The sequence below is a fragment of the Escherichia sp. 93.1518 genome, assembly GCF_013368915.2.
GTDB lineage: Bacteria > Pseudomonadota > Gammaproteobacteria > Enterobacterales > Enterobacteriaceae > Escherichia > Escherichia ruysiae.
Genome location: NZ_JABWMT020000004.1, coordinates 183,724 through 203,458, shown reverse-complemented (window position 1 = coordinate 203,458; position 19,735 = coordinate 183,724). Strand labels below are relative to the sequence as shown.

Sequence of the window (19,735 nt, the reverse complement as noted above, 5' to 3'; positions counted from 1 at the left end):
AACCTTTTAATTATATTAATAAACCCTGGTTGTTGGTAATTCCGTATAATAGTTAATAAAAATCAGGTACAGAGAACATATTAAAAATTATTGTGTGTAAATCTCTCCCTTTAGAAAATCTGGCCAGTTTTTTTCAAAGTAAATACCATTAATACGCGGTAGCACACGTAACGACTTCACTTCAGTAATAAAAGAGTCTTGTGAATAATGAATAGTTAATTTGTGATTTTTATCATCATCTTGTTCAGAGCGAAAACGCCATTCTTCTTTTGCCCCCTGACGAGTTTGCGGTAGATATTCACCCTGGGGATCAATAATCATCCGCGCCCCACGACTGCCGCCGCCTGCGTCAATAAAATGCGTTAATTGTGTTAAAACGGCGGCAGACGTCAGCGCCATATGCCGCCACATAAACAATTCGGCAACTTCGCCCACGTGTTTGATAGCCAAACCATGCCGTTGTACAAATTCATTCAATAGCAGGGCATCGCGAGTGGCGCGCCGGACTTTATCGCCATGGCAAATAAACCCAGCGTAGTCAGACATTCGTGCCTGGATTTTTTCCCTCACCGTTACCAGCGCCATTCCATTTTCGTTTGCCAGCGCCTGAGTGATGATCTCTCTGATTGAATTTAGTGCCGGAGATGCCAGTTGTGCGACATCATCTTCAACAGATCGCTTTTGTGTGCAGCCAATAAAACGCGCCAGACGCACGGCAAAAACCTGTCCGGCATTCAGCGCCGCGCCGCCAGGTCGGGTAACACCGTGAGTTCCGGCGACTTCTCCCACCGCAAAACAACCGGGCAGAGAAGTTTGCCCCCAGATATCAACCTCAATGCCGCCATTCATATGCTGATTATTCATGGCAAACTGCAATGGCTGCGTGGTGAGATCGTAACCGTGCATCTTATACAGCGAGATAGACAGCGGATTCATTCGTTGCAGTCGTTCGATGGGCGATGGTGCCAGAGCATCGTTATTTTCCAGATACGTGCGAACGTCGTCGTCCAGTCGATCTAATGAGAATGGCAAATCACCAGGCACCGCTTCAGGATTTCGCTTGAAATCCATAAAAACCTGGCGGCCTGATTGCTGCTCTTGCGCTACCGCCATGTCCAACAGGCTTGAGCCAAAACCCATCACCCGCGTGGCGTGGAACGGCCACTGATAGCCTTTACGGAAGATGTTTGAAGCCAGTTCCTGGGTGGTGCGATAGTAATCCGCGAGGAAGTTATACTCGTTGCCCTCGGCATCCACGGAATAGATATACGGGATCACCTGCACATAGGTGCCGGACAAATTCCACGGAAACGTGCTGCGCGGCGTGCCTATACCAAACTGGCTTTCGGTCAGATTGGTTAGCGTCAGACCTTCTTCCAGCGCCAGCCCCAGCGAGCCAAAGCATTTATGCGGATAAACACTGTCGCGATAAAGCTCGCCCGGCCCGCCTGTTGCCAGTACCACATTGGGCGCAGTAACAATTGCCAGTCCCCACGGGTTATGGGCGCGGGAACCGGTTGCGAGGATAGCTCCTGCCACGCGATCTTCGCCATTCTCACCGCGTTGATGCAGCAGTTTGATAACTGTCGCGCTGGTTAACAATGGGATGGAAAGACGCTGCACTTCTTCGAGCAATACTTTCACCATCAGACGAGAAGTGCGCGGCCCACAGGAGGTTGCGCGTCCGGCTTCGTCATGGTCGGTCTGATAACGGAGAATTGCACCATAGCGATCTTCCGGTAATTCCAGACCGAGATATTGCAGCCCGCCAAGGGTATGCAGGGAACCGACTGCTTCAACATACGCCGTGTCGTGATCCATCGCACCGCCGCTCGCCAGTGCTTCGGCAAGTTTGGTGAAGTTGTCGCCGTTGCCCGCCGTAGCGGCGGTAAACAGCGTCTGTTTATCGGAACCGGAGCAGGCCGATGTTCCCATGTATAACCCGGCGGTGGCGATCAGCACATTTTGCTGGCGACGTTTCAGTTCAACCGCCGCACGTAATCCTGCCGCGCCGCTACCAACGACCAGAGCATCTGTTTGCCAGAGTGGGTAGTCAACACCGTCCACCGTGACAATTGACGTTGGCTCTGTTGACACAAAACCCTTCGGGAAGGTGACGTGGGTCAGCGCATCGAGGATGGCGTCATCAGGCTGGCTCATGCGTCCTCCATCGGCGTAAAAAGGCTACTTTCCATCAGGCGCGGTTGGTTGATAATTGGACGGAAGGCCATATACGGCAGAATGTCGCGGTCAATCTCTACGCCCGGCGCGATTTCAATTAATTCAACGCCTTCTGCCGTTAACTGGAATACCGCACGTTCAGTGATATACAGTACTTCCTGACCGCTTTGCTGTGCGTAGGCGGCGCTAAAGGTGATTTTTTCCACCTGAGTAACCAGTTTGGGGATTTGACCTGGCTGGGCGATATGCAAGCCATCTGGTGTTACGTCAATTTTGCTGCCTTTGGCGTCGAACGTACCGCAGAACACCACCTTACGGGCGTTTTGCGCAATTTCGAGAAATCCGCCAGGGCCAATCAGATTGCCATTGAGATGTGAGACGTTGACGTTACCATGTTGATCCATCTCGCCCATGCCGAGGAACGTAATGTCGATGCCGCCGCCGCTGTAGAACTCGAATTGATCCAGCGAAGGGATAATGGCGTCGGCGTTACGGGCGCAGCCGAAAAACGCGTCGTCCAGCATCATACCGTTATGCACGCCTTGCTCGACGCTTAGCCATAAACTTTGGTAAGGAACGCCTTCACGCAGCGCAACCCCAGGAATACCGCCGGGGATACCAAAGCCAAAGTTGGTTGAAGCGCCTGCCACCAGCTCGCGCGCTGCCCGACGGGCAATTAAGCGACGTACCGGATGACTAACCAGTTCAATAGCGCCGTTAGAACTCAGACGGCGATGTTGACCTCTGATCGTCAGGTCGTAACCGCCAAGATAGGTTTGCGGTTGTTCGCGGTATTCAACGATGCTATCAACCAGAATCCCCGGTAATTTGACCCGACGTGGTTCAATAGCGCCAGCTTCCAGTACATCGCGCACCTGTACGAACACTTTGCCACCGCTGTTGTGTGCTGCCAGCGCCATCGAATAGCTATCCATATCAATCGCTTCTTCTTCGAGGCTGACGTTGCCACGCGGATCGGCATAGGTGCCCCGCAAAATGGCATAGTCCACTTTGAAAGGGCGATAGCGGAGTTTGGTTTCGCCATCAATTTCAATCAGTTCTACCAGATCCTCGGTGGTGCAAGCGTTCGACTTTCCGCCGCCATTGCGTGGATCAACAAATGATCCCAGGCCAACGTGGGTAAAAAGCCCCGGACGTCCGGCACCAATTTCCCGCAGCAATGCCTGAATCACACCGCCTGGGAAGCAGTAGGCTTCAATGGTATTGTTCTTCACCAGTTCCTGCATTTTGGGCGACCAGGTAAAGTGCCCGGCAATAATGCGTTTGAGCATTTCAGCATGAGCGAAGCGGTTCGTGCCTTTGCAGTCGCGATCGCCAATGCCCAGCGAGTGGATTAGCGTCAGGTCGCGTGGATGTCCGGTTTGCAGGAAACGCGCTTCAATAGCTGCCAAAATATGGTCGGCTTCCACCATACCGCCGCCGTTACCGCTAATGGCAATGGTTGCGCCATCCTGAATTTGCGCCGCCAGTGCCTCGGCGGTTGATATCTTACGCATACAATTTCCTTAGTGATTATGGAAGCTCACGCTACTTTTTTCGGCAAATGCCTGCGTCGCCTGCTGGCAATCCTGAGTGGCGGACATTAATCCAGCCAGTAACTGGTGTGGGTATTCAGCGTGTTTATTTTCCAGTGCCAGAATCAGCTGCTTAATATGCGCCAGTGCCACCGGACCACATTTTTCCAGCTGCGCTAACTGGTTCGCCATCCAGCTTTCCACCTGTTCTTTTTCTACTACTTCATCAATTAAATTCGCCGCCTGGGCTTCATGCGCCGTCAGGCGTTTACCCAGCATCAGCATCTGGCGACCGACCACCGGACCAACCTGATTAAGCACGCGTTCAATGCCCATCCAGCCAGGCACCATGCCGAGCATGACTTCCGGGTTAGAAAATTTCGCGCTGGGGCGAGCGATTCGAATATCGCAGCACAAGGCGAGTTCAATACCGCCGCCGATGGTATGACCGTTGAGATTCGCAACCGTTAATTGCGGTAAATTGCGCAGACGATTAAAAACGTCATTACCGCGTTTAATCCATTTTCTGCCCATATCTAATGGCGAATAGGCCGACCACGATTTAATATCACCGCCCGCACAAAAGAATTTATCGCCGGTTGCCGTTAATTCGACTAATCGTAATGTGGTGTCGTTTTCAATTTCATTTAAATAATGGTCGAGAGATTCAATCATCTCTTCGTTAATAGCATGACATTTATCTTCACGGTTCAACGTCAGACGGCAGGAAGCCGCCGCTCTGCTGAACAGAACGGGTTGGTCATTCATGATTATTCCTTAGCAATAATGCGCGATGCGATCGACGCTAATATCCAGCGTGCTGTTAATATCTTTCTGCCACCAGTAAGGCGAGAATATTTCCAGTTCAATAGCACCATTAAATCCGGCGTTTTCAACCAGCCGACGAATTGACGGAATATTGATGACGCCATCTCCCGGCATTCCACGGTCATTGACCAGATCGGTGGTCGGCACTAACCAGTCGGAAACATGAAACGCGAGGATGCGTTTTCCGGCACGCAGGATCTGACTGGCGAGATCCGGATCCCACCAGACGTGATAAACATCCACCGCCACGCCGAGGCCAAACTCCCCATCGGGATCGAGTTCATCACACCAGTCCAGCGCCTGGCGTAACGTGCACAAACAAGAGCGATCGGCGGCGGTCATTGGGTGCAGTGGCTCCAGCGCAATTGGCACGCCGACATCTTTCGAATGTGGCAGTAACTGGCGTATCCCTTGTTTCACCTGTTCCCGTGCTTCATACAGATCTTTTGTGCCCTGTGGTAAGCCGCCAACCACCTGCATATAACAGGCGGCGTTCAGCACCGCTGCGTCGTCCAGCGCCCGGCGGTTATCATCAATCGCCAGTTTGCGTTCCGCCAGTGTCGGCGCGGTGTAGTAAGTGCTACGGCACAAACCGGAAACGCTCATGTTACTAGCGGCAAGCTGGTGGGCGATCTGCTGAAGATCTTCGCCCTGCAACTCTCTGCGCCAGGGGGCGATCGCACCAATACCGCGTGCGGCGCAGGCATCAATAATGGCGGGTAGCGGGGTTTTATAGCCCAGCGTCGCGGTATTGATGCTGAATAAATCCGGGCGTTGTAACAGATCTCTCATGGTTCAGCCTCAGAAACGCGGCATACTTAAGCCACCGTCGATGGCGACGGCCTGACCACAGGTGTAAATCAGTTTGCCTTCCGCCATCGCGCGGACAGTGGAGGCGATATCAGCCGGATAACCCCAACGTCCCCACGGCACCAGTCCCTTAGCGATCAGTTCGTCGTAATAAGCCGTTGCCGGAATAGTCATATCGGTTTTGATTAGACCAGGGCGCACTTCATAGACGCCAATTTGTTCGTTGCAAAGGCGAGCGGCAAACAGACGAGCAGCGGCAGAAACGGCGGTTTTAGCGATGGTATATTCGCCGCGATTCATCGCCAGCATGATGGCGTTGATTGAGCTGACAAAAATAATCGAGCGGTGCGGGAATTCTGTTTCTGGTTTTGGCTGTGCGAGCAGACGTTTACTGAATGCCTGTGCGAGGAAGAACGGCGCGCGGGTGTTAATAGCAATGTTTTGGTCGAAACTGTCTGGTTCGAGGTCGAGGAGATCACCGCGTTTTTTCACAGAAATGCCCGCGTTATTGAGCAGGCAGTCCAGACGCCCCCACTGATTTTGCGCCGCGTCGAGCATCTCTTCATGCAGGGAGAGATCGCCAACATCGGCAGGGAAGCAAATCACTTCCACGCCTTCTGCCATACATTCCTGTTGCGTGGCATATAATTTTTCTACGCTGTCGGCATCGGGGCGATCGTTAATCAACAGATTAAATCCGCCACGGGCAAGCTCCAGCGCACACCCCTTACCAATGCCACGTGCGGCTCCAGTGATGACGGCAACAGGACGAGTGGATTTCATACAATAGCTCTCTTTTTGAATATTGTTTCCCTAAGTGACGATTAGCTTGCGACGTGCGGCAAGAAAGATCAACCATCTGGTTGGTTGATATGCGATAGTGATCACAGGACATTTGATAACCCGATGAAAGTACAAGTTTTTAGCCTTTTTACTGGAGCTTCTAATTAATCGGGTTAAGATAGTCATCTTGAAGAGGTCGTGGGGAAGCGTTATGTATCTTGATACCAGCAACGTACAGAGCCTGAAGGAAAAGCTGCTGTTATGTGCGGTTAATGAATTTGCCGAATATGGTTACGAAGGAGCCAGAGTCGATAATATTGTTAAGGCCGCAGGGTGCAGTAAACAGACGGTTTATCACCACTTTGGTAATAAAGAAAATTTATTTATCGAAGTGCTGGAATATACCTGGAACGATATTCGACAAAAAGAAAAATCCCTGGATGTTTCAGGTTTTCCTCCACAAAAAGCAATTGAAAAAATCATCGATTTTACCTGGGATTATTACATTGCTAACCCCTGGTTTTTAAAAATTGTGCATAGTGAAAACCAGAGTAAAGGTGTGCATTATGCAAAATCACAGCGTCTTTTAGAAATTAACCATGCGCACTTGCAGTTAATGGAATCTTTGTTGGCTGAAGGGAAGAGGCTCAATATTTTTAAGCCAGATATCGACCCGTTGCAGGTGAATATTAATATTGCCGCGCTCGGGGGATATTATTTGATCAACCAGCATACGCTTGGCCTGGTTTATCACATCAGTATGGTTTCACCGCAGGCGCTGGAAGCCAGACGTAAGGTCATCAAAGAGACGATCCTTAGCTGGCTTCTCGTTGACCCTTCATCTACCGCGCACGAATAAAACTGCCATTCGGCTGGCGGGTAAACAGAACCTGTTGATTATTCCCCGTATCAATGGTTAAGCCCGTCACTACGCCGCTGGCGTTCTGGCGGATTTGTACCAATTGCCCATTTTGCAAATTACTTAGCGGCTTGCCCGCGCCTTCTACCTGCGCCATCGCATAGACATCGGTAGCGGGTAGTCCGTGGTCGCGGAACAATTGCGCCATCGTTTTACCCGGTTCGACACGATAAGAGCGCCACTGATTATCAATTCCACCATCTGGCTGGAAAGGTTGCGTTTGCGAAGTTTGTGGCTGATCTTCCGGCTGGCCTTCCTGTATCGGTTCAGGGGCGACCGGAGCCACCTGATCAGGATCATTTTGTGGGGTAACTAATTGCGCCCGCAGTTGTTCTTCCGTTGGCGGTTGTGATTGCGACTGAATATCCAGCTGCGCTTCACGCGTCACCACCGGCGCGTTGGGCGTATCATCAGACGGAAGCAGAAAACCGACCACCAATACAATGGCGGCAATAATAATCCCCCGACGATGCATCGGCGGCAGCGGGTCCATGAAGCGAAAATTGTCCGGCGCGTGCCAGACTTTCTCCAGGGTTGGTTTTAGTTCAAAGCGCCCGGGCATGGTTTCCTCCTGCTCCGCGTCTTGTTCCTCAATCATAGCCTATGAATAAGCTAACGCTATGATGTCCGTGGTAAACCCGCCTTTATTATATTCATACGGGATATTGCTATTGTTTCTTTTTCCCCGTGATTTGTCATCATTCCCGCGACAAAGTTTTACCCAAGGAAGTGTGGCTGATATGCTGCCGCTACTTTATACCCGAAGAAAGGAAATACGATGACCACTCCAACTTTTGATACCATCGAAGCGCAAGCAAGCTACGGTATTGGTTTGCAGGTAGGGCAACAACTGAGTGAATCTGGTCTGCAAGGGCTGCTGCCAGAAGCACTGGTTGCGGGCATTGCCGATGCGCTGGAAGGTAAACATCCGGCTGTTCCGGTTGATGTGGTGCACCGCGCGCTGCGTGAAATTCACGAACGTGCTGATGCCGTTCGTCGTCAGCGTTTCCAGGCGATGGCTGCCGAAGGTGTGAAATACCTCGAAGAAAACGCCAAAAAAGAGGGCGTGAACAGCACCGAATCTGGCCTGCAATTCCGCGTGATCAATCAGGGCGAAGGCGCAATTCCTGCGCGTACCGACCGCGTTCGCGTTCATTACACCGGTAAACTGATCGACGGTACTGTATTTGACAGCTCCGTTGCCCGTGGTGAACCGGCTGAATTCCCGGTTAACGGCGTGATCCCTGGCTGGATTGAAGCACTGACTCTGATGCCGGTAGGTTCTAAATGGGAACTGACCATTCCGCAGGAACTGGCTTATGGCGAGCGTGGCGCAGGCGCGTCCATCCCTCCGTTCAGCACCCTGGTGTTTGAAGTCGAACTGCTGGAAATCCTCTAAGCAGCGCATTCTGTTCCCCTCGAGCCAGAGGGGAGCAGGCATTCAGCAATAAAACCTTCAGTTTGCCAAACGACGCTATTTTGTGTTGCAAAGACCACGTAAGCGTGTATTTTTGTGAGCTGTTTCGCGTTATCACCGTGATATGACACTCACTTTAAACATTAAATTAACATTAAATCTAAATCTTAGTATTCATCCCGCGTATTGTTACCTAATATCGATGAGTCCCGATACAGATTCGTCGTATCATAGACTGACTAAAGGCCGCAGAGCCTGAACAACACAGACAGGTACAGGAAGAAAAAAACATGGTAGATCAGGTAAAAGTCGTTGCCGATGATCAGGCTCCGGCTGAACAGTCGCTACGGCGCAATCTCACAAACCGACATATTCAGCTTATTGCCATTGGCGGTGCCATAGGTACAGGGTTGTTTATGGGTTCCGGTAAAACAATTAGTCTTGCCGGGCCGTCGATCATTTTCGTTTATATGATCATCGGTTTTATGCTCTTTTTCGTGATGCGGGCAATGGGGGAATTGCTGCTTTCGAATCTGGAATATAAATCTTTTAGTGACTTCGCTTCCGATTTATTGGGACCGTGGGCAGGATATTTCACCGGCTGGACTTATTGGTTCTGTTGGGTAGTTACTGGTATGGCGGATGTTGTCGCTATTACCGCTTATGCGCAGTTCTGGTTCCCGGGGCTTTCTGACTGGGTTGCTTCGTTATCCGTGATCATTCTGTTACTGGTTCTAAACCTCGCCACGGTAAAAATGTTCGGTGAGATGGAGTTCTGGTTTGCGATGATCAAAATCGTCGCCATCGTGTCGCTGATTGTCGTTGGTCTGATCATGGTGATGATGCACTTCCAGTCTCCGACCGGTGTGGAAGCGTCGTTCGCGCATTTGTGGAATGACGGCGGCTGGTTCCCGAAAGGTTTAAGTGGCTTCTTTGCCGGATTCCAGATAGCGGTTTTCGCTTTCGTGGGGATTGAGCTGGTAGGTACAACAGCTGCGGAAACCAAAGATCCGGAGAAATCACTGCCACGCGCAATTAACTCTATTCCGATCCGCATCATTATGTTCTACGTCTTCGCGCTGATTGTAATTATGTCCGTGACGCCGTGGAGTTCTGTGGTCGCGGAGAAAAGCCCATTTGTTGAACTGTTTGTGCTGGTGGGGCTGCCTGCGGCGGCAAGCGTGATTAACTTTGTGGTGCTGACCTCTGCGGCTTCTTCTGCTAACAGTGGCGTATTTTCTACCAGCCGTATGTTGTTTGGTCTGGCACAGGAAGGCGTCGCGCCGAAAGCGTTCGCTAAACTCTCTAAACGCGCAGTACCAGCGAAAGGGCTGACCTTCTCCTGCATCTGTCTGCTCGGCGGCGTGGTGATGTTGTATGTGAATCCAAGCGTGATTGGCGCGTTCACGATGATCACTACAGTTTCCGCGATTCTGTTTATGTTCGTCTGGACGATTATCCTTTGTTCGTACCTGGTGTACCGCAAACAACGTCCGCACCTGCATGAGAAGTCGATCTACAAGATGCCGCTCGGCAAACTGATGTGCTGGGTATGTATGGCATTCTTTGTATTCGTCATCGTGCTGCTGACGCTGGAAGATGACACCCGCCAGGCGCTGCTGGTTACCCCGTTGTGGTTTATTGTACTGGGGCTGGGCTGGCTGTTTATTGGTAAGAAGCGGGCTGCTGAACTGCGGAAATAGCCGCACTATCATGCTGGATGGCGCAATGCCATCCAGCTTTTAGATCACTCACCCGCCAGTGCGCGTGGGAACAGCACATTGTTTTCCAGACTGATGTGCTCCATCAGGTCATCAATCAGTTCATTAATGCCGTTATACATCGCTTTCCAGGTGGTGCAGGCTTCTGGCGGCGGTGTGACGTTATTGGTAGTGTGTTTGATCACTTCCAGCAGTTCGCCCGCTTCATCGTGCTCGCTTTCCATTACGCTGATTGGCCCCATTGCCTGGCTGCCCATGCCTTGTTTGATCATCGGGAAGAGGATCTGCTCTTCTTTCATCATGTGGCTGGAAAGCTCTTCATGCAGCATGGTCAGGTATTTTGTCAGCCCTTTTGGCACGCTCGGTTTGTCGGCGTGAACGCGCTCGACTTTAGTCGCTTGCAGAATCAGCTCCGGCAGTTGCTCGCGGTGACGATCGTGGTAGCGCACGATGATATGGTCGATGATTTCCGCCAGCGGCGCGCTACGCCAGTCTTTCTCAATCGGTTGTTCAGCAAGCTTTGCCAGTTCGGCTTCAATGGCGTCAACATCCAGCTCCTTACGTGCCGCCGCGCGCGCCAGCGTCTGCTTACCGCCGCAGCAGTAATCCATATCATATTTACGAAACAGAGCCGAAGCGCGAGGAATAGAGAGCGCCAGTTCACCTAAAGGTTGGTCGCGATAAGCCATAGCTGATACCTCATTCTTAATAAGATAAGATGTATTTTAAATGCATCTTTAAGGCAAAAGCTATAACCCTTACGTAGCAGAGGCTTATTTAACTCACAGCCAGCATGTCAACTTTCTGAGACAGATTCAGTTAAAGGTTTTTCTGGTTTTGCTCTGACCGCAATGACCACGCCAATTACTAACAGCGCGATACCGCTCAGCGTCATTAGCGGCGGCATTTGCTGGCGGAGTAAAAAGGTGTACAGCAAACCTGCCAGCGTTTCGAAAACAATCAGCGGCCCGAGAATCACTGTCGGTAATCGCTGGCTGGCGACGTTCCAGCAGAGTGCGCCAACCCATGAGCAAAGCACGGCTATCGCAACCATCAGACTAATAAACACCAGCGGACGGGGGCCAAAAGGTAAGGAGAAGTCCGGCGTTTGTATATTCAGCCAGTAACAGGCGACGAGATAGCCGATGAGAGAAACCGGCAGCGTGACCAGCGCCTGCGCCGTCGCCCACATCATTGGATGTTTGTCTGGGTTTTCCCGCAGCCAGCGGGCGTTGCGTAGGGCATACCACGCCCAGCAGACCACGGAAACTAACGCCAGCACGATACCCGAGGTATAACGTGCCCAGTCAAAATTGGGGAGCCCGTGGTTTAACTCAGCAATATTCACACACGCCAGGCCGATGCCAATACAAACCAGCGCCGGAGCGAGTTTTCCCCATGCGAGTTTGCCGTCGCGCTGGCTATAAAGCAGATTGGCGAAGACAGGAATAACCACCGGCAGGGTGCCGATAATCATCGTGGAAACAGGCGCGCCGGTACGTTGAATGGCACTGGCAAGGCAAAAATAATAAATCAGGTTGCCCATCATGGTGAGCATCAAGGCGGTAAACCAATCGCGACGCGCCAACTGACGCAGACGCACGCGCCCCAGCCAGGCAATGGGTAGCGCAATTAACCCTAACGCCAGATAACGCCCCATCGACTGCAACATCGCCGGGTATTCCGGCACGATCAACGGCCCGACAAAAATAAGCCCCCACATCAACCCTGCTAGCAGGGCGTACAGCACGCCGCTAATCATCACTGGCATCCACTGGTCTGTCAGAAGAAATGTTCAGGAAGCAGACATGGTTGCTCCCGGCATCCCGTCATTATCAGAGAGGATGCGGGAGGATGCCACTTTAATTAACTAGTTATTAACATTAAAAAGATTGCTTACGCTTTCGGCTAACGTTGTCGTTGGGCGACCAATCAATTTGCTCAGCGTTTTGCTGTCATCAAACAGACCACCTTTCGATGCGCCAACGTCAGAATCAGCCAGCATGTCCGCCAGTCCGACAGGAAGACCAACGCCTTTCAGCGCAGTGGCGAAATCGGCTTCGCTCAGGTTCTGGTAGGTAACCGGCTTGCCGCTCTGTTTGGTCAGCTCTGCCGCTAACTGTGTCAACGTCCAGGCACTATCGCCCGCCAGTTCGTAAACCTTGCCTTCGTGACCGGCTTCGCTAATCACGCGCGCGGCAGCGGCTGCATAATCTACCCGCGTTGCTGAGGCAATTTTGCCATCGCCCGCCGCACCGATGAATACGCCGTGCTCCAGTGCTGCCGGGGCGCTGGCGAGGTAGTTCTCGGTATACCAGCCGTTGCGCAGCAGGGTATAAGCGATGCCAGAATTAGCCAGCATTTTCTCCGTCTCGATATGCTCAGCAGCCAGGCCGAGCGGAGATTTATCTGCGTGCAGCAGACTGGTGTACGCAATAAATTTCACGCCAGCCGCCTTTGCGGCATTAATAACATTACGATGCTGCGGGGCACGTTGACCCACTTCGCTGGAAGAGATCAGCAGCAGTTTTTCCACGCCCTGTAGCGCAGATGTCAGTGCGGCTTCATCGCCGTAGTCAGCCTGACGCACGGTAATGCCTTGCGCGCTCAATGCCTGAGCTTTTGCCGGATTACGTGCGATAGCCACTATTTGGCTGGCAGGGACGGTTTTCACCAGGGACTCAATAACATAGTGACCAAGTTGGCCGGTTGCGCCGGTAATAGCGATCATGGGAAGTCTCCATCGTTTTGTCTTGTGTTTAAATACGCTACCACCTAAACTTACTTTTAGTAAGTACGTACAAAAAGGTAAGTGTGAAATGAGTCAGGTTAGTCTGTCGCAACAACTGAAAGAGGGAAATCTCTTCGCTGAACAGTGCCCGTCGCGCGAGGTGCTGAAACACGTCACCAGCCGTTGGGGAGTATTGATTCTGGTGGCGCTACGCGAAGGCACTCATCGTTTTAGCGACCTGCGCCGTAAAATGGGCGGGGTGAGTGAAAAGATGCTTGCGCAGTCGTTACAGGCGCTGGAACAGGATGGGTTTCTTAACCGTATCTCGTATCCGGTGGTGCCGCCACATGTGGAATATAGCCTCACGCCGCTGGGCGAGCAGGTGAGTGAAAAGGTTGCTGCGCTGGCGGACTGGATTGAGATTCATCTGCCAGAGGTGCTGGCGGTGCGGGATGAACGTGCGGCATAACTGCCGGATGCGCTGCGCTTATCCACCCTGCGCTTCATGACTTGTAGGGCGGATAAGATACGTCAGCATCGCATCCGCCAATAAGTGCCGGATGCGATTTGTAGGCCGAAAAAGATGTCTATTACTGACTCAAATCCACCTGATAAATCGCAAATCCGATATCATCGGTCGCGACTTTTTTCATCGGATATTGCCCTTTCTCTTTAATAAACGCAGTGGCTTTATCTGTCGGAGAAGTTTCGAAACGGATATCCAGTTTCTTATCGCCGGGGATCGGTGCCAAACGCCAGTTGTTATCTGCCGCCGGGTGAATTTCCCCCGCACGCTTCGACTCTTCTGCGATCCACGCTGCCAGCACCGAGCGGTTTTCATCCGGTGAAGCAAAAGCAATATGGCTGTCACCCGTACCGGCAAATTTGCCGCCGTAAGCGCGATAGTTATTGGTGGCAACGAGGAACATGGCATTCGGATCAATCGGTTTGCCATTAAAGGTCAGGTTCTTAATCCTTTCCGCATTAGCATTAACCACCTGACATTCGCCGTCATAGCGGGCGGGCTGGGTGACGTCAATCTGGTAATTCACGCCATCAATAACATCAAAGTTATAGGTGCGGAAACCATCCCAGTTGATGAGTGACTGTGGTTTCGTGCTGTTGGGGTCAATCTGATTAAACTGTCCGGCAGAGCACTCCAGCCACTCTTTCACCTCTTTACCGCTGGCTTTCACCACGATCAGCGTATTGGGGTAGAGATAGAGATCGGCGGCGTTGCGGAAGGTAAGCTGGCCTTTTTCCACTTCAACATAGCTGGCTGGGTCGTTTTTGCGACCGCCAACTTTAAACGGCGCAGCAGCAGAGAGCACCGGCAGTTTTGCCAGATCGGGATCGCCCTGGATGTAATGTTCGACATACGCTTTTTGTGCGTTGTTCACCACCTGCACGGTCGGATCGTCCTGCACCAGCGCCAGATAGCTATACATATTGTCGGCAGATTTTCCAATCGGCTTGCTGACAAACTGGCGTGTGGCGTTGTGATCGGCTTTAAGCGTATCGACCAGTTTGCTATCTTCCGCCGCAAGGGATTTTTTATTGGCGATGTCGTAAATCGGGCGTGCTTCCGCTTTCGCCTGCGTCACCTGCCATTTTCCGCTGTCATTATCGAGTTGCAGATCAACCACGCCGAGATGATCGCCCCACATGCCAGGCATCACTGCTGGAACACCGTTAATCGTGCCTTTGGCGATATCTACGCCTTTGATATCAGCAAAATCTTTACTCGGGAAAACGGCGTGAGCATGACCAAACATAATGGCGTCAACGCCCGGAATTTCACTGAGATAATAAACTGAGTTTTCCGCCATCACTTTATACGGATCAGCAGACAAGCCAGAGTGCGCCAGAACGACAACAACATCGGCACCTTTCTCGCGCATTTCCGGCACGTACTTGCGCACAGTTTCCGTTATATCGTTAACGGTGACTTTGCCGGATAAATTGGCTTTATCCCATCCCATGATCTGTGGTGGTACAACACCGATGTAGCCAATCTTAAGCGTCTGTTTATTGCCGTCTTTATCGACCACTTCGGTGTCTTTAATTAAATACGGTGTAAACATCGGCTGTTTGGTTTTAGCGTCGATGACGTTGGCATTCACATAGGGGAATTTTGCTCCAGCCAGCGCATTTTTCAGATAATCCAGACCGTAGTTAAATTCATGATTGCCGAGTGTGCCAACGGTATAATCCAGCGTATTCAGCGCCTTATAGACCGGATGAACATCACCTGCTTTTAATCCTTTCGCCGACATGTAATCTGCCAGCGGGCTACCCTGGAGCAGGTCACCGTTATCGACCAGTACGCTATTTTTCACTTCGTTGCGCGCGTCATTAATCAGGCTCGCGGTACGTACCAGTCCAAATTTTTCTGTGGATGTATCTTTGTAATAATCGAAATCCATCATGTTGCTATGCAAATCAGAGGTTTCCATTATGCGGAGATCGACTGTTGCCGCATTCACACTGGCGGCAATCAGCGTAGCAAGAAGCGTTGCACTAAACTTAACCATCTGGGCATCCTTTTATGAACAAGAAGATGAGACGTCTTTCATACGGAGCGTGAAGGATGCCATAAATAATAAATCAGGAAACGATGACGCCATCACAGTTGGCGGATTCTGTAACGATAGGGTATAAGTAAAACAACAAGTTAACACCACTGAAACAAAAGAGGTGGAGAATGTTAGAACAAGTATGTCAACTCGCACGGAATGCGGGCGATGCCATTATGCAGGTCTACGACGGGACGAAACCGATGGACGTCGTCAGCAAAGCGGATAACTCTCCGGTGACGGCGGCGGACATTGCCGCGCACACCGTAATCATGGACGGTTTACGTACCCTGACGCCGGATATTCCGGTTCTTTCCGAAGAAGATCCTCCCGGTTGGGAAGTCCGCCAGCACTGGCAACGTTATTGGCTGGTAGATCCGCTGGACGGCACCAAAGAGTTTATTAAACGAAATGGTGAATTTACCGTTAACATTGCGCTGATCGACAAAGGCAAACCGGTATTAGGTGTGGTGTATGCGCCGGTAATGAACGTAATGTACAGCGCGGCGGAAGGCAAAGCCTGGAAAGAAGAGTGCGGCGTGCGCAAGCAGATTCAGGTACGCGACGCCCGTCCGCCGCTGGTGGTCATCAGCCGTTCCCATGCGGATGCTGAGCTGAAAGAGTATCTGCAACAGCTTGGTGAACACCAGACGACATCCATCGGCTCTTCATTGAAATTCTGCCTGGTGGCGGAAGGTCAGGCGCAGCTCTACCCGCGTTTCGGGCCGACGAATATTTGGGATACCGCTGCCGGCCATGCCGTGGCTGCAGCTGCCGGAGCACACGTTCACGACTGGCAGGGCAAGCCGCTGGATTATACTCCGCGCGAATCGTTCCTGAATCCTGGATTCCGGGTTTCTATTTATTAAGCAATTTATGCAGCAAGTCCATGACTTGCTGCACTTCTTGCTGGGTTAACGCCCCGTCCTTCGCCCATTGCACGCGACCGTCTTTATCCAGCACTGCAATGGCGGAACTCTCTTCATCCAGTTGCCAGGCTCCGCGCGCGACGCCATTGCTGTCGACAATAAACTGCGACCACGGATAGAGCTTTTTATTGCTCTCCAGACTGCTGCGCACAAACATACCGGAACCGGGGATGGCGTCGTCGGTGTTGACTATGGTGGTCGTCTGGTAGCGATCGTGCGGCAATTTCGCCGATTTAATTGCTTCAATCAGCGTCGCATTTTTCTCTTTTGCGGAGGTGCGACCGGCAATATGTTGCAGTACTCGCACTTTTCCCGCTAACTGCGCACTGTTCCAGGTTTTGTAGCTAAACTGATCTTTATCAAACACCAACTCGCCACGATCGGTAATACCAATCGGCGGTACGCGCTGACCAGTTTCGAATTTATGCGCGGAGGCCATCATCGGCAGTAGCAAGCAAGTCAGCGCGAGGATCTTGCGTAGGGTCATAGTGTTTCCTTCTTATCGTATGCAAGTGATCCGACCACTTGGGTCTGGCTTTTAATCATATGTGCTATTTATCGAATTTCCCGCAAGTGCGGTGCCAGTTTGCGGACAAGCGCACAAATCATATGAAAAATGAATGTTTATACTGAAGATTGTGGTTAGGCGAAAAGATAATTCTGAATAATTGTAACAGTAGGGTAAAAAAATTTATACACGCTGGAAACATTACCCCGATAGTCTATAGTCATTAGGCATTAAAATTTGCGCCTCATAATAGTTGGGCCGATTGTGGCACCGCAAAGGCGTAATACTCAGCAGGAGACAACAATGAAAATTTTCCAACGGTACAACCCACTTCAGGTGGCGAAGTACGTGAAGATCCTGTTCCGTGGACGGTTATACATCAAGGACGTTGGCGCTTTTGAATTTGATAAGGGTAAGATTCTTATCCCAAAAGTGAAGGATAAACTGCATTTGTCAGTGATGTCCGAAGTTAACCGTCAGGTTATGCGTCTGCAAACAGAGATGGCTTAACCAAGTGCTATGCAGTAATAAGACGGCTCCTGATTCAGGAGCCGTTGATGTTTCTGGGGTTATGCGACGCTTTCTTCTTTATCTTTGGCGTCAGGCAGTTTTGGCGAAAGGGCGGTGGCTTTACTGTCGATTCGCGTAACCAGTAGCTGGTCGATGCGGTAGTTATCAATGTCCACCACTTCAAATTTGTAACCGGAGAACTTCACCGAATCAGTGCGTTTCGGGATCTTACGCAACATAAACATCATAAAGCCGCCGATGGTTTCGTAGTTGCCCGACTGCGGGAACTCGTCGATATCCAGCACGCGCATCACGTCGTCAATCGGCGTACCGCCATCGATTAGCCATGAGTTCTCATCACGCGCTACAATCTGTTCTTCCAGTCCCTGACCAACCAGATCGCCCATCAACGTGGTCATCACGTCGTTGAGGGTGATGATTCCCACCACCAGTGCGTACTCGTTCATGATTACCGCAAAGTCTTCACCCGCAGCCTTAAAACTTTCCAGCGCCTCAGAGAGGGTCAGCGTATCAGGCACGATCAGCGTATTGCGAATTTGCACGCCGCTGTTCAGTGCCAGGCTTTGATTGGCCAGCACGCGGTTCAGCAGATCTTTTGAATCGACATAACCGATAATGTGATCGATATCTTCATTACAGACGAGGAATTTCGAGTGCGGATGCTCCGCCACTTTATTCTTCAGGCTTTGCTCATCTTCATGGAGATCGAACCAAATCACGTTTTCACGCGGCGTCATGGAAGACGGCACGGTACGGGATTCCAGTTCAAACACGTTTTCGATCAGTTCGTGTTCCTGTTTACGCAATACACCAGCCAGTGCACCGGCCTCCACTACTGCGTAGATGTCATCAGATGTGATGTCATCTTTACGTACCATTGGCAATTTAAAGATACGGAAGATCATGTTCGCCAGGCCGTTGAAAAACCACACCAGAGGGGTGCAGACGAACAGGCAGAAGCGCATCGGGTTGATGATACGCAAAGCCACAGCTTCTGGCGCAATCATACCGATGCGTTTCGGGGTTAAATCCGCAAACAGAATAAACATGCCAGTCACTAACGAGAAAGAGAGAATAAAGCTCAGTTGCTCAGAGAGTTCCGCCGATATATAGCGGGAGAACAGGCTATTAAAAGCCGGAGAGAACGCCGCATCACCGACGATACCGCCGAGTATTGCCACCGCGTTCAGACCAATTTGCACCACGGTAAAGAACATGCCGGGATTTTCCTGCATATCCAGAACGCGCTGGGCGTTTATATTGCCTTCATCAGCCAGCAGTTTAAGTTTGATTTTGCGTGAGGCGGCAAGCGAGATCTCGGATATCGAGAAGAACGCACTCACAGCGATCAAGCAGAGTATGACTAAAATACTGTTTAACATATCTTATCCGACCGTTCAGGTCAGATCCTCGGAAGGGGAAGTTGATTAATTTGTGCGAAATACACATTGAAAGCCGGCTCGAAGAGAGTGAACCGACATTTTCAGTGGCTAGTATAGCGTAAGGTACTGTAAAGTCGCCAGAGGGTTAAATTTTTGCTTCATTTCGCTTTAGTTCTGCCTTTTATTGCTACGCTTCAGGCGGCAGGCAAACGCCGATCCCACCAATTCCGCAATAACCATACGGGTTTTTATGCAGATATTGCTGGTGGTCATCTTCGGCATAATAAAACGGTGTCGCGTTGGCGATCTCGGTGGTTATTTGACGATCGTCATCGGCGGCAAGCATCGCGGCCTGAAAACGTTCCAGACTGGCGCGGGCGGCAGCATCCTGTTCTGGTGTTAGCGGATAAATCGCGGAACGATACTGCGTGCCATGGTCATTGCCCTGACGCATCCCTTGTGCGGGATCGTGATTCTCCCAAAATACTTGTAACAGTTGTTCGTAGCTGATCACTGACGGATCGTAAACCACGCGTACCGCTTCGGCGTGGCCGGTATCACCAGAACACACTTCCCGATAAGTCGGGTTTGGCGTGTAACCGCCGGTATAACCTGCGGCGGTGCTGTAAACGCCGGGAAGTTGCCAGAAAAGGCGTTCCACGCCCCAGAAACAGCCCATAGCAAAAATGGCGATTTCCATTCCGTCAGGCACATTTGTCATTGAGTGACCATTGACTGCATTCAACGTGGCTACGGGCATCGGGGTATTACGTCCAGGAAGGGCATCGGCGGGGGAAACCAGATGCTTTTTATCAAATAAACTCATGGTATCGCTCTCCCGAAAATCGGTCTTTGGGGTTTAGGTTGTAACAAGAGACGTATTT

The 19,735-nt window shown here is 51.2% G+C and carries 19 protein-coding genes; 6 read left to right on the top strand and 13 right to left on the bottom strand.

What is annotated here, in order from left to right; translation table 11 throughout:
- Positions 1–87: 87 nt before the first annotated feature.
- Genes HEN21_RS04810 through HEN21_RS04790 form a run of 5 tightly spaced genes read right to left on the bottom strand, consistent with a single transcriptional unit; the run spans position 88 to position 6,137 of the window.
- Complete coding sequence (locus tag HEN21_RS04810) at positions 88–2,160, bottom strand: FAD-dependent oxidoreductase (protein WP_000081830.1); 2,073 nt, start codon at positions 2,158–2,160, stop codon at positions 88–90.
- Positions 2,157–3,698 carry an acyl CoA:acetate/3-ketoacid CoA transferase gene (locus HEN21_RS04805; RefSeq protein ID WP_176252769.1) on the bottom strand — a complete coding sequence of 514 codons (1,542 nt, stop codon included), beginning with the start codon at positions 3,696–3,698 and terminating at the stop codon, positions 2,157–2,159. Before HEN21_RS04805 ends, HEN21_RS04810 begins: the two co-directional genes overlap by 4 nt.
- A 9-nt stretch (positions 3,699–3,707) precedes the next feature.
- Positions 3,708–4,484 (bottom strand): enoyl-CoA hydratase/isomerase family protein, encoded by a 777-nt coding sequence (locus HEN21_RS04800; RefSeq protein ID WP_000999666.1) that lies wholly within the window; start codon positions 4,482–4,484, stop codon positions 3,708–3,710.
- Between the two features lie 9 nt (positions 4,485–4,493).
- On the bottom strand, positions 4,494–5,336 hold the full coding sequence (locus tag HEN21_RS04795) for a sugar phosphate isomerase/epimerase family protein (RefSeq protein ID WP_107164320.1): 843 nt from the start codon (positions 5,334–5,336) through the stop codon (positions 4,494–4,496).
- Positions 5,337–5,345: 9 nt separating this feature from the next.
- Positions 5,346–6,137: a 3-ketoacyl-ACP reductase gene (locus tag HEN21_RS04790; protein ID WP_000843403.1), complete on the bottom strand. Its 792-nt coding sequence runs from the start codon at positions 6,135–6,137 to the stop codon at positions 5,346–5,348.
- Positions 6,138–6,348: 211 nt separating this feature from the next.
- On the opposite strand from HEN21_RS04790, the gene HEN21_RS04785 reads away from it, so the two are divergent.
- Positions 6,349–6,996: a TetR/AcrR family transcriptional regulator gene (locus tag HEN21_RS04785; protein ID WP_176252768.1), complete on the top strand. Its 648-nt coding sequence runs from the start codon at positions 6,349–6,351 to the stop codon at positions 6,994–6,996.
- On the opposite strand, the gene ytfB is transcribed toward HEN21_RS04785, so the two are convergent.
- Complete coding sequence (gene ytfB / locus HEN21_RS04780) at positions 6,980–7,618, bottom strand: cell division protein YtfB (protein ID WP_001119467.1); 639 nt, start codon at positions 7,616–7,618, stop codon at positions 6,980–6,982. The genes HEN21_RS04785 and ytfB overlap by 17 nt on opposite strands.
- Before the next feature lie 216 nt (positions 7,619–7,834).
- Here ytfB and fklB point away from each other — a divergent pair, with 216 nt between their 5' ends.
- The gene (fklB, locus tag HEN21_RS04775) at positions 7,835–8,455 is read left to right on the top strand and encodes an FKBP-type peptidyl-prolyl cis-trans isomerase (RefSeq protein ID WP_000211237.1); all 621 of its coding nucleotides are present in this window, start codon (positions 7,835–7,837) and stop codon (positions 8,453–8,455) included.
- 308 nt (positions 8,456–8,763) lie between these two features.
- The gene (cycA, locus tag HEN21_RS04770) at positions 8,764–10,176 is read left to right on the top strand and encodes a D-serine/D-alanine/glycine transporter (RefSeq protein WP_105285663.1); all 1,413 of its coding nucleotides are present in this window, start codon (positions 8,764–8,766) and stop codon (positions 10,174–10,176) included.
- A gap of 44 nt (positions 10,177–10,220) precedes the next feature.
- On the opposite strand, the gene ytfE is transcribed toward cycA, so the two are convergent.
- The 3 genes from ytfE to qorB form a co-directional block, all read right to left on the bottom strand.
- Positions 10,221–10,883: an iron-sulfur cluster repair protein YtfE gene (gene ytfE, locus HEN21_RS04765; protein WP_016159984.1), complete on the bottom strand. Its 663-nt coding sequence runs from the start codon at positions 10,881–10,883 to the stop codon at positions 10,221–10,223.
- A 107-nt stretch (positions 10,884–10,990) separates the two neighbouring features.
- Entirely contained in the window at positions 10,991–11,956 is a 966-nt protein-coding gene (locus HEN21_RS04760) for a DMT family transporter (protein WP_176252772.1), read from the bottom strand.
- Positions 11,957–12,064: 108 nt separating this feature from the next.
- Complete coding sequence (gene qorB, locus HEN21_RS04755) at positions 12,065–12,925, bottom strand: NAD(P)H:quinone oxidoreductase (protein ID WP_000560594.1); 861 nt, start codon at positions 12,923–12,925, stop codon at positions 12,065–12,067.
- Positions 12,926–13,013: 88 nt separating this feature from the next.
- On the opposite strand from qorB, the gene HEN21_RS04750 reads away from it, so the two are divergent.
- On the top strand, positions 13,014–13,394 hold the full coding sequence (locus HEN21_RS04750) for a winged helix-turn-helix transcriptional regulator (RefSeq protein ID WP_010355951.1): 381 nt from the start codon (positions 13,014–13,016) through the stop codon (positions 13,392–13,394).
- Between the two features lie 121 nt (positions 13,395–13,515).
- Here the strand turns inward: HEN21_RS04750 and cpdB are convergent, their stop codons facing one another.
- Positions 13,516–15,459 carry a 2',3'-cyclic-nucleotide 2'-phosphodiesterase gene (gene cpdB, locus HEN21_RS04745; RefSeq protein ID WP_176252767.1) on the bottom strand — a complete coding sequence of 648 codons (1,944 nt, stop codon included), beginning with the start codon at positions 15,457–15,459 and terminating at the stop codon, positions 13,516–13,518.
- Between the two features lie 170 nt (positions 15,460–15,629).
- Here cpdB and cysQ point away from each other — a divergent pair, with 170 nt between their 5' ends.
- Positions 15,630–16,370: a 3'(2'),5'-bisphosphate nucleotidase CysQ gene (cysQ, locus tag HEN21_RS04740; protein WP_000893402.1), complete on the top strand. Its 741-nt coding sequence runs from the start codon at positions 15,630–15,632 to the stop codon at positions 16,368–16,370.
- Here cysQ and HEN21_RS04735 read toward each other — a convergent pair.
- A complete protein-coding gene (locus HEN21_RS04735) occupies positions 16,360–16,917 on the bottom strand; it encodes a YtfJ family protein (protein WP_000175264.1) in 558 nt (185 codons plus the stop codon). The genes cysQ and HEN21_RS04735 overlap by 11 nt on opposite strands.
- Before the next feature lie 324 nt (positions 16,918–17,241).
- On the opposite strand from HEN21_RS04735, the gene HEN21_RS04730 reads away from it, so the two are divergent.
- Entirely contained in the window at positions 17,242–17,448 is a 207-nt protein-coding gene (locus HEN21_RS04730; RefSeq protein ID WP_000689228.1) for a DUF1107 domain-containing protein, read from the top strand.
- A gap of 59 nt (positions 17,449–17,507) precedes the next feature.
- Here the strand turns inward: HEN21_RS04730 and HEN21_RS04725 are convergent, their stop codons facing one another.
- A complete protein-coding gene (locus HEN21_RS04725; RefSeq protein ID WP_000935031.1) occupies positions 17,508–18,851 on the bottom strand; it encodes a hemolysin family protein in 1,344 nt (447 codons plus the stop codon).
- Between the two features lie 187 nt (positions 18,852–19,038).
- The gene (msrA, locus tag HEN21_RS04720) at positions 19,039–19,677 is read right to left on the bottom strand and encodes a peptide-methionine (S)-S-oxide reductase MsrA (RefSeq protein ID WP_016159990.1); all 639 of its coding nucleotides are present in this window, start codon (positions 19,675–19,677) and stop codon (positions 19,039–19,041) included.
- Between the last annotated feature and the right edge of the window lie 58 nt (positions 19,678–19,735).

What these genes read in the sequence shown, in the direction of transcription:
- ytfB (WP_001119467.1), bottom strand. Translation starts at nt 7,618, where the DNA reads ATGCCCGGGCGCTTTGAACTAAAACCAACCCTGGAGAAAGTCTGGCAC.
- HEN21_RS04810 (WP_000081830.1), bottom strand. Translation starts at nt 2,160, where the DNA reads ATGAGCCAGCCTGATGACGCCATCCTCGATGCGCTGACCCACGTCACC.
- qorB (WP_000560594.1), bottom strand. Translation starts at nt 12,925, where the DNA reads ATGATCGCTATTACCGGCGCAACCGGCCAACTTGGTCACTATGTTATT.
- cycA (WP_105285663.1), top strand. Translation starts at nt 8,764, where the DNA reads ATGGTAGATCAGGTAAAAGTCGTTGCCGATGATCAGGCTCCGGCTGAA.
- HEN21_RS04730 (WP_000689228.1), top strand. Translation starts at nt 17,242, where the DNA reads ATGAAAATTTTCCAACGGTACAACCCACTTCAGGTGGCGAAGTACGTG.
- HEN21_RS04760 (WP_176252772.1), bottom strand. Translation starts at nt 11,956, where the DNA reads ATGATTAGCGGCGTGCTGTACGCCCTGCTAGCAGGGTTGATGTGGGGG.
- ytfE (WP_016159984.1), bottom strand. Translation starts at nt 10,883, where the DNA reads ATGGCTTATCGCGACCAACCTTTAGGTGAACTGGCGCTCTCTATTCCT.
- cpdB (WP_176252767.1), bottom strand. Translation starts at nt 15,459, where the DNA reads ATGGTTAAGTTTAGTGCAACGCTTCTTGCTACGCTGATTGCCGCCAGT.
- HEN21_RS04785 (WP_176252768.1), top strand. Translation starts at nt 6,349, where the DNA reads ATGTATCTTGATACCAGCAACGTACAGAGCCTGAAGGAAAAGCTGCTG.
- fklB (WP_000211237.1), top strand. Translation starts at nt 7,835, where the DNA reads ATGACCACTCCAACTTTTGATACCATCGAAGCGCAAGCAAGCTACGGT.
- HEN21_RS04750 (WP_010355951.1), top strand. Translation starts at nt 13,014, where the DNA reads ATGAGTCAGGTTAGTCTGTCGCAACAACTGAAAGAGGGAAATCTCTTC.
- HEN21_RS04805 (WP_176252769.1), bottom strand. Translation starts at nt 3,698, where the DNA reads ATGCGTAAGATATCAACCGCCGAGGCACTGGCGGCGCAAATTCAGGAT.
- HEN21_RS04790 (WP_000843403.1), bottom strand. Translation starts at nt 6,137, where the DNA reads ATGAAATCCACTCGTCCTGTTGCCGTCATCACTGGAGCCGCACGTGGC.
- HEN21_RS04795 (WP_107164320.1), bottom strand. Translation starts at nt 5,336, where the DNA reads ATGAGAGATCTGTTACAACGCCCGGATTTATTCAGCATCAATACCGCG.
- cysQ (WP_000893402.1), top strand. Translation starts at nt 15,630, where the DNA reads ATGTTAGAACAAGTATGTCAACTCGCACGGAATGCGGGCGATGCCATT.
- HEN21_RS04725 (WP_000935031.1), bottom strand. Translation starts at nt 18,851, where the DNA reads ATGTTAAACAGTATTTTAGTCATACTCTGCTTGATCGCTGTGAGTGCG.
- HEN21_RS04735 (WP_000175264.1), bottom strand. Translation starts at nt 16,917, where the DNA reads ATGACCCTACGCAAGATCCTCGCGCTGACTTGCTTGCTACTGCCGATG.
- HEN21_RS04800 (WP_000999666.1), bottom strand. Translation starts at nt 4,484, where the DNA reads ATGAATGACCAACCCGTTCTGTTCAGCAGAGCGGCGGCTTCCTGCCGT.
- msrA (WP_016159990.1), bottom strand. Translation starts at nt 19,677, where the DNA reads ATGAGTTTATTTGATAAAAAGCATCTGGTTTCCCCCGCCGATGCCCTT.